Genomic DNA, 9,467 nt, shown 5'->3' on the forward strand with positions numbered 1-9,467 from the left:
AGCCCATGGATTGTTCTTGTCTTGAGCATTTGAAGTGCTAAAACTTATAAGAAGCACTGTGACAAACAATAATCTGCTAAGATTTTTCATATTCTAAATAATTTTAATTTTTAAGTGTTAATTGTTGGCAAAAATAAGATGTTAAATCTTATTAACAAAGACAAATATATAAAAATATTGTTACATCGCCCTATATTAGCGAGTTTGTAACCATTTTAAATAATTTCAAGTCTTTTGCCAACTTTTATAAAGGCAGATATTGCCTTATCTAATTGATCTACACTATGTGCAGCAGACAGTTGTACTCTTATTCTGGCTTTGTTTTGAGGGACAACGGGATAAAAGAATCCAATTACATATACGCCTTCTTCTAGCAACATATTTGCCATGGTTTGAGATAGTTTTGCATCGTATAACATTACTGGTACAATTGCTGAATCTCCATTAACAATATCAAAGCCTGCTTCCTTCATACCTTTTTTAAAGTATTTAGTATTCCAATCTACTTTGTCTCTTAAGGACGTATCGTTTTTGAGCATGTCAAAAACCTTAATAGAAGCTCCAACAATCGCTGGCGCTAATGAATTTGAAAATAAATAAGGCCTAGAGCGTTGACGTAATATTTCAATAACCTCTTTTTTGGCCGTGGTATAACCTCCCATAGCACCACCCAAAGCCTTACCCAGTGTGCCTGTGATAATATCGATTCTGCCTAAGACGCCTTTTTCTTCAAGTGTGCCAATACCAGTTTCTCCAATAAAACCTGTAGCATGGCACTCATCAATCATAACCATTGCGTCGTATTTGTCTGCTAAATCACAAATCTTATCTAAAGGAGCTACTAAACCATCCATAGAAAATACACCGTCGGTCACAATAATTTTAAACCGTGCGCCATTTTCATTGGCAGTAATTAATTGTTGTTCTAAGTCAGCCATATCATTGTTTTGATAACGATACCTTGCAGCTTTACACAACCTAACGCCATCAATAATTGAAGCATGATTTAAAGAATCTGAAATTATTGCATCTTTCTTGGTTAATAAGGGTTCAAAAACGCCACCATTAGCATCAAATGCTGCCGCATATAATATGGTGTCTTCGGTACCATAAAAATCTGCAATTTTTTGCTCAAGTTCTTTATGAATATCTTGTGTGCCACAGATAAACCTTACAGAAGACATGCCAAAACCATGTGTGTCAAGGGTGTTTTTAGCAGCTTGCACAACATCTGGATGAGATGATAATCCTAAATAATTATTGGCGCAGAAATTTAAAACTTTTTGTCCTGTATTAAGCGTTATTTCCGCACCCTGTGGTGAGGTGATAATACGCTCCTCTTTAAAAAGGCCAGCGTCTTTTATAGATTCAATTTCTTGTTGTAAGTGCGATTTTATATCTCCGTACATTGATTGTGGTGTTAGTTTTCAACAAAGATACTATGTATAAACTAGACTTCAATGACATCAATAGTGTCATTTATATAAACTAGTATTTTGTGAGTGACAATTAAATTCATTCTGTTTAAAACAGACTCATAATCATTTAGTTGCGAATTGTGAAATGATTTCTTTTCTCCTGTTTTATAATCTATAATAATGACTTCTTTTTTAGAGTTTATATTTAAACGATCTGGTCTTAATAGCTGACCAAAACTAGTGATAATATCTCGCTCATTATAAATTTCGAAATCATCTTGAAAAAAGGGTATTAGTTTTGGGTGCTGTACCACATTTACGACCAGCGATTTCAGTTCTTCAGAATTTTCTTTTTTAACCTCGCCTGAAACTAATAAGTCTCCAAAAGCAAAATCAACATCTTGAATTGTTTTAATTTTAGACAAAACCAAGTGCACTAAATTACCTCGCTCAATAGCTTTCTCTTGTTTTGTGTCCCATAATAATCCTGCTTTGGAGATAATGCTAAGGTTATGATCTTCTTTTGGAATAGAAATGAATTTAAGTGGACTCGAGGTTTCTTCTTTTTCTACTGGTATTTTGTTCTGCTTTACCTCCCCAAAATTATAATTTAATTGATTATCCAACCATCGGCCAATATTTTGTAGGTAAGAAATAAACATACCTGCATAGGTGTTCTCATTTACTATTCCCTTAGAACTGATATCCTTTTTAGAAATAACATATAATTGTTCCACAGCTCTGGTTAATACCACATATAATAAATTGATATTATCAAGCTCTAATTGCGATTGGTGTGTATTATAAATCGAATTCCCTTTGTCTCCAAAATGCTCAACATCTTTATTATAATTGAGAAGTAAGGTTTCAAAACCGGCATATTTTTTTTCAATAACAGGAAACCAAACCTTTGGTTCTAATTCTCTATAAATATTAAGATCTGCATAAGGAAATATTACAACCGAGAATTCTAATCCTTTAGATTTATGAATCGTCATAATTTTCACTGCATTCAAATGTTCTGGAGTTACAACACTAAGGCTGTCTTGCTTCTTTTCAAAATAATTGATAAAAGCTGATAAATCGGAATTTAGTTTTTGTGTAAATTCTAAAACAAAATCTAAATAAAACTGAAGATAAGCATCTGAGCTTTCGTTTAGTTTAAATAGTCTAATAATGTGTTCAACCAGTTCGTAAAGTGGAAGTTGAAGAAGTTCACTCTTAGTAATATAAATCTGTAATTCTTTTAGACTATCAAACATGTCATCAAGACTTGTTTTGAGATGGGTTATGAAAAATTGATGTTTATCAACAATATAATGTTGTTCTGCTAGATAAGATAAGATTTCAACCTTAATGCTATCATTATTAGGTTGTATCAGCAATTTTAAAAATGTATTAATAAAACCAACTTTAGCTGAGTTTTTTAAAAGAAGTGTTTCTGATGATGTGATTTTAATTCCGTTTTCACTTAGGTAATTAGCAATAGCAACGCCTTCTTTTCGTTTTCGGACTAAAACGCAGATGTCATTTAGAGAGTAATTATTGTTTTGGCATTGTATTATCGTTTCTAAAACTTGTGAAGCATATAGCTCATTAGAATCATCTTCTTTTTGAATATTCAAAAAATTGAGATTAACAAATCCATTTTCTTCATTAAAGGTATTTTGCTTCGCATGTTTAAATAGGGCGGCGTAATCACCATTGCTAAAATAATTATCTCCCAAATATTTAAAAAACGAATTATTAAAGTTGATAATTTCTTTTGAGCTTCTGTAATTAGTATCTAAGGTTAAAACATCTGCTTCAACTTGAAATGGGTTTTCTGCTTTATTATAGAGATTAATAAACTGTTCTGCTTCACCACCACGCCATCTATAAATAGCCTGTTTAGCATCACCAACCAACATTGAAGAACCGCTAGAAGCCGAAAGAGCATTATCTAATAAAGGCACTAGATTTCCCCACTGCATTTTAGATGTGTCCTGAAACTCGTCAATAAAATAATGTTTAAATTTTTCACCTAGACGTTCATATATAAAAGGAGTAGGTTGGTCTTTAATTTCTTCACTTATGATTTTGTTGAATTCTGAAATCAGCATTTTATTCTGTTCATTCTTCAAGGCATTTAGCTCCTTCTGAATAGCATTTAAAACCGAAAGTGGTGTTATATTTTTATAAAATCCTTTGTTAAGTCTTAATTCAAAAACCGAAGATTTTGATTTAATGTAAGCTTCCAACAAATTAGACTGAATACTTTCTATGGTTGAAGCAACGTTTTCACCAACTCGCTTAGGGTAAAGCGTATTACCTTCAACTAAATCATTTTGCCAAGTCGTATCAAATTTTATATCAAATCTTTTAGTTTTTAAATTTTCAAAATGCTTTGGAAGCGAACTTCTATTAAAATCATCAAATTGCAATCCACATTCTTCTATTAAGGTTAAGATTGTTTCTGATGTTTTTACAATATCATTTTCGAGCGTTAGAATTTGCTTTACTAAAAGCTCTTTTAGATTTTTAAAATCTTCTAATGATTTATCTTTTAACGAATGTATTGCAGAGAAGTTATTCTCATTAACTAAGAGCCTTGAGATTTTATTAAAATCATAACTGATGTCCCAGCTTTTATCATCATCTGCTTTTTCGATGGCGAAGTCTATCAATACGTTTGTTAGTGTTTTCTCAACTCCAGCCTTTGCAATGAGGCTATCGACTGCTAAGTTTAAAAGTCGTTCTTGATCTAGCTCGACTTCAAAATTTACAGGTAATTTTAAGTCGTGAGCAAAAGTTCTAATAACACGATGTGTAAAACCGTCAATTGTAGAAATATCGAATGCACCATAATTATGTATAATATGCTTTAGTATTTGCTTTGATTTATTATGAAGTTGTTTAGGAGGTATTGAAAGTTCTTCACAAATCACCTTAAACATAGGGTGAGGCAGACTTAGGCTTTCTTCCGAAGAAAATAACTTAAGCATATTAATGATACGCTCTTTCATTTCACCAACTGCTTTATTGGTAAATGTGATGGCTAAAATGAATTTAAACTGATCATTGCTTTTTGCCTGCACTAAGATTTTTATGTACGATTTTGCTATCGTAAATGTTTTTCCGCTACCAGCTGAAGCATTATAAATTTTAAAAGTTGAGTTTTTCAAAAGAAAAATTTTATACCAAAATAGGGAATCTTAATAATTAATTTAGACTTTCTTGTTTTCAATATTGTAAATTTGTTGAAATTGAAATATTAACATTAAAATTTTAGACTATGGCTTTTGAATTACCAAAATTAAAATACGCTTATGATGCTTTAGAACCGAATATAGATGCTCGTACTATGGAGATTCATCATTCAAAACATCATAATGGATATACAACTAAATTAAATGCCGCGATAGAAGGAACAGTATTAGAAGGAAAATCTATAGAAGATATACTTACTAATTTAGATATGGATAATGGTGGAGTAAGAAATAACGGAGGTGGTTTTTATAATCATTCATTGTTTTGGGAAGTAATGAACCCTGAAGATAAAGGTTATCTATCAGGTGACTTAAAGGATGCTATTAAAGATGAGTTTGGTTCTAAAGATGCTTTTGTCGAAGCTTTTAGTAAAGCAGCGGCTACCCAATTTGGTTCTGGTTGGGCGTGGTTATGTGTTCATAAAGGGGGAAAAGTAGAAGTCTGCTCTACACCAAACCAAGATAATCCGTTAATGCCTGGTGTAACTTGTGGTGGTACTCCAATTTTAGGATTGGATGTATGGGAACATGCTTATTATTTAAACTATCAAAATAGAAGACCAGATTATATTGAAGCGTTTTTTAATGTGATTAACTGGAACGAAGTTGAACGTCGTTATGCTGAAGCAAAATAAGCCTTATCAATTATAATAATAAAAAATCCAAGCCTTTTTAGACTTGGATTTTTTATGCTTTAATAGTAAAATTTAAGTAATTGTATTTTCTATTTATCTGAGAATTAAAAATGAAAAAGGATGAACAGATGTTCATCCTTTTTGCCCCAAATCTACCATAAACTTAACCTACTTATGTTATGGTGAGTCAAATATAAGTGTACATTATTTTAACTATTCAATTTTTTGGACAAACGACCTATATATTAGTCTAAGCGTGGAAAGTCCTTAGTTTCTGATGTAATAAGTATAACTGTAAGTTGAGAAATGAAAATAGGACTTAAAGTGTTACTTTAATTAATGGCATAAAAAAAGGTGAACAATGTTCACCTTTTTTTGCCCCAAATCTACCATGAACTTAACCTACTTATGTTATGGTGATACTAATGTAGATGTAATTTGTTAAAACAAGTGTAAATACCGGACGAAATGCAATTTATCTCGATAAAATACTTAATTTATCGGACAAAACGTTTTTTAGAAGATTGTTTAGTACGCTCTCTTCTTATTTCCTTCAAAGAAATTAATAAATGCTCTGTTAACAACTCTATTGCCTCCAGCAGTTGGGTAGTTTCCAGTAAAGTACCAATCACCTAAATTTTTAGGACATGCTTTATGAAGATTTTCTATAGGTTGAAAAATAATTTTCACTTCAGCATTAACATCTTCATCGCTTAATAATTCTGAAATCTTATCTGAGATCTGTTCAGCTGTAAAATTACTGTAAACTTCTTTTACATAATTAACTACCTTTTTGTCTTTTAAATTTACTTGAGCTAGGCACTTTTTATAGATGTCTTCGACTATATGATATTGATTTGTATCTTTTAATAATTCTAATGCTGCTCTAAAGGCGACTAAACCTTCAAGATTTGCCATATCTATACCATAACAATCTGGATAACGTATTTGAGGGGCAGAAGAAACTACAACTATTTTCTTTGGCTTTAGTCTATCCATCATTTTAATGATACTTTTCTTAAGGGTTGTTCCCCTTACAATACTATCATCAATAATAACTAAGTTATCAGTTGGCTTTATAACACCATAGGTAACGTCGTAAACGTGAGCTACTAAATCATCTCTACTACTATCTTCTGTAATAAATGTTCTTAGCTTAACATCTTTAATAGCTATCTTTTCTATTCTTGGACGTTCAGATAGTATTTCTGTAACACGTTCAGCTGAGAGTTTACCACTTCCGTCTAATATAGATTTAGTTTTTCTTTGGTTTAGGTGTTCTTCAACAGTATCTATCAAACCAAAAAAGGAGGTTTCGGCAGTATTTGGAATAAAAGAAAACACTGTGTTTTGGGTGTCTCCTTCGATAGCTTCAAGAACTTTTGGCATTAATAACCGACCGAGTTCTTTACGTTCTTTATATATTTCAGCATCGCTGCCACGAGAAAAATAGATACGTTCAAAAGAACATGCTTTACGCTCTAAAGGCTCTAATATTTTTTTAATTGCTGTTGACCCAGATTTTTTAGTAATGATGGCATGGCCAGGATCAAGCTCTTTTACATCTTCAAAAGGGACATTAAAAACAGTTTGTATTACTGGTCGTTCTGAAGCTACAACCACAACTTCATCATCTTTATAATAATAAGTTGGCCTAATACCAGAGGGATCTCTTAAAACAAATGAATCTCCATGACCTAATAAGCCAGCCATAGCATAACCACCATCCCAATTTTTTGCAGCCTTTTTTAAGATCTTAGCAACGTTTAAGCGTTCAGCAATGAGAGGTGAGCATTCAATTTTGTTGTAACCTTCTTTCTTAAGGTCCTTATAGATTTTGGCAACAGCATCATCTAAAAAATGTCCAATTTTTTCCATTACAGTAATGGTATCGGCTCTTTCCTTTGGGTGCTGACCGATTTCAATAAGGTTATCGAAGAGTTCATTAACGTTGGTCATGTTAAAGTTACCAGCTACAATGAGATTTCTATGCATCCAGTTATTTTGCCTTAAAAAAGGATGAACACTTTCCACACTATTTTTACCAAATGTACCATAACGGACATGACCTAAAAACAATTCACCTATGTATGGAATGTTCTTCTTCTGTAACTCAACGCTATCTTGGTACTGTGGGTTTTGCGTTAAATCGTCATTAATCCGCTCATTAATTTGAGCAAAAATGTCTTGAATAGGTTGCTGAGCAATAGAGCGCACACGACTGATATAACGCTCACCTGGTTTAGTATCTAATTTAATGCTTGCAAAACCAGCTCCGTCTTGTCCACGGTTATGCTGTTTTTCCATCATTAAGTACATTTTGTTGACACCATAAAATGCACTTCCGTATTTTTCTTTGTAGTACTCTAATGGTTTTAAAAGTCTAATAAGTGCTATTCCGCACTCATGTTTTAAAGCATCACTCATATTATGTTATCAGCTATTAATTGTGTAATAAAAAACGCGCTCAATTTTGAGCGCGTTGGTTTAAGTTAATTCTATGTCAAATTGTGTTAGACTCTTAAATTGGTCTAGACGTTTATAGATTTCGTTATCTGTTAAGTTTTGCATTCGTTCAGTGCCAAATTTTTCTACACAGAAGGAGGCGAGGGTAGAACCGTATATTACTGCGGTCTTCATATTCTCAAAAGAGAAATCACCAGTCTTTGCTAAATAACCAGCAAAGCCACCAGCAAAAGTATCACCAGCACCAGTAGGGTCAAACACTTCTTCTAAAGGTAATGCTGGAGCATAGAACACATTATCATCATGAAACAATAAAGCGCCGTGTTCTCCTTTTTTAATTACCACATATTTAGGGCCCATTTCATGAATCTTTCTTGCTGCAACAACTAGAGAGTACTCACCAGTTAATTGTCTAGCTTCTTCATCATTAATAGTAATAACGTCTACGTTTTTAATTACAGAAAACAAATCATCTAGAGCTATATCCATCCAGAAATTCATAGTATCTAAAATCGCCAGCTTAGGCTTCTTAGTCATTTGGTTTAAGACCCCTTGTTGTACTATAGGATGTAAATTACCTAGCATTACAACTTCTGCATCTTTATAGTTTTCTGGAACAATTGGATTAAAATGTTCTAATACATTTAGCTCTGTCACTAAAGTATCACGAGAGTTCATGTCGTTGTGGTATTTTCCACTCCAAAAGAAGGTTTTACCATTTTTTACTATTTCTATACCTTCTATATTAACGTTTTTATTTTCTAAAAGATCTAAATATTCTTGCGGAAAATCGCCACCCACAACTGAAACAGCAGCAGCATCTATATTAAAATTTGAAGCTGACAAACCTATATATGTTGCTGCGCCACCAAGAATTTTGTCGGTTTTACCAAAAGGGGTTTCAATCGCATCAAAGGCTACGGTCCCGACAATCACTAATTTACTCATTACCTAAGTTTGAATTAAGGTGCAAATTTACGTAAAATATATTCCTTAAAAAATATACTTTTAGCCTTAAAGTAGAATATTATTTCCTCCCAAAATCCGCAGGAATTTCTCCCCAAGCTTTGGTTTCCCATTTTACTATAGTTGTAGAATACTCATTCGTTTTTAACCATTGCACAGCACGATCTACTAAATCGAAGACAGGTTTGTTTTTAGCACTGCGCTCTAGCTTAGAGTTGCATATTTTTTTTCGCACCCAACTCATAGCAGTTCTAGAATCTGTGTACATAATACACTTACTGTTGTGTTGTTTAAGAAAAGCTAAACCATGTACTAAGGCTAAAAATTCGCCAATATTATTAGTACCTTGTTCAAATGGGCCTTGAATAAATAATTGTTTTTTTGTTTTAGTATCTACCCCTCTGTACTCCATAATGCCAGGATTTCCGCTTGAAGCTGCATCTACAGAAATAGAATTATAATTAGGTTGCCCTATTTTTTTGAGTTGCGCTTGGGAAAGTTCACTTTTAAAGGATTTAGATTTTCCTATATAATCAAAATAATTCCCTTTTGATGCTTCTTTTGCGGCTTCAAAAGTTAAAAATGATTTGTATTGCGCTCCTTGAAAGTCTTTTATTTGCGCTTTACAGTCGTTCCAAGTTTCAAAGACGCCTGTGTGATGACCTTTCCAAACGGTATAATATTTTTTTTTCTTTTTACTCATTCAATAGTTTTTCAGCCACCTCAGGAAAATG

6 protein-coding genes are annotated in these 9,467 nt (G+C 32.7%); 1 reads left to right on the top strand and 5 read right to left on the bottom strand.

Going from position 1 to position 9,467, the window contains the following annotated elements:
* Positions 1-215: 215 nt before the first annotated feature.
* Both kbl and AAC053_RS12475 read right to left on the bottom strand, forming a co-directional pair.
* The gene (gene kbl / locus AAC053_RS12470) at positions 216-1,409 is read right to left on the bottom strand and encodes a glycine C-acetyltransferase (protein ID WP_339757148.1); all 1,194 of its coding nucleotides are present in this window, start codon (positions 1,407-1,409) and stop codon (positions 216-218) included.
* Between the two features lie 41 nt (positions 1,410-1,450).
* Complete coding sequence (locus AAC053_RS12475; RefSeq protein WP_339757151.1) at positions 1,451-4,582, bottom strand: UvrD-helicase domain-containing protein; 3,132 nt, start codon at positions 4,580-4,582, stop codon at positions 1,451-1,453.
* A gap of 110 nt (positions 4,583-4,692) precedes the next feature.
* Between AAC053_RS12475 and AAC053_RS12480 the strand changes: the two genes are divergently transcribed.
* Positions 4,693-5,301: a superoxide dismutase gene (locus AAC053_RS12480; RefSeq protein WP_339757154.1), complete on the top strand. Its 609-nt coding sequence runs from the start codon at positions 4,693-4,695 to the stop codon at positions 5,299-5,301.
* 528 nt (positions 5,302-5,829) lie between these two features.
* Here the strand turns inward: AAC053_RS12480 and AAC053_RS12485 are convergent.
* The 3 genes from AAC053_RS12485 to AAC053_RS12495 form a co-directional block, all read right to left on the bottom strand.
* On the bottom strand, positions 5,830-7,728 hold the full coding sequence (locus AAC053_RS12485; RefSeq protein ID WP_339757157.1) for an amidophosphoribosyltransferase: 1,899 nt from the start codon (positions 7,726-7,728) through the stop codon (positions 5,830-5,832).
* 60 nt (positions 7,729-7,788) lie between these two features.
* Entirely contained in the window at positions 7,789-8,715 is a 927-nt protein-coding gene (locus AAC053_RS12490; RefSeq protein WP_339757159.1) for a PfkB family carbohydrate kinase, read from the bottom strand.
* 79 nt (positions 8,716-8,794) lie between these two features.
* Positions 8,795-9,436 (bottom strand): ribonuclease H family protein, encoded by a 642-nt coding sequence (locus tag AAC053_RS12495; protein WP_339757162.1) that lies wholly within the window; start codon positions 9,434-9,436, stop codon positions 8,795-8,797.
* Positions 9,437-9,467: the final 31 nt, after the last annotated feature.

It is taken from the genome of uncultured Winogradskyella sp. (assembly GCF_963975125.1).
Taxonomy (GTDB): Bacteria; Bacteroidota; Bacteroidia; order Flavobacteriales; family Flavobacteriaceae; genus Winogradskyella.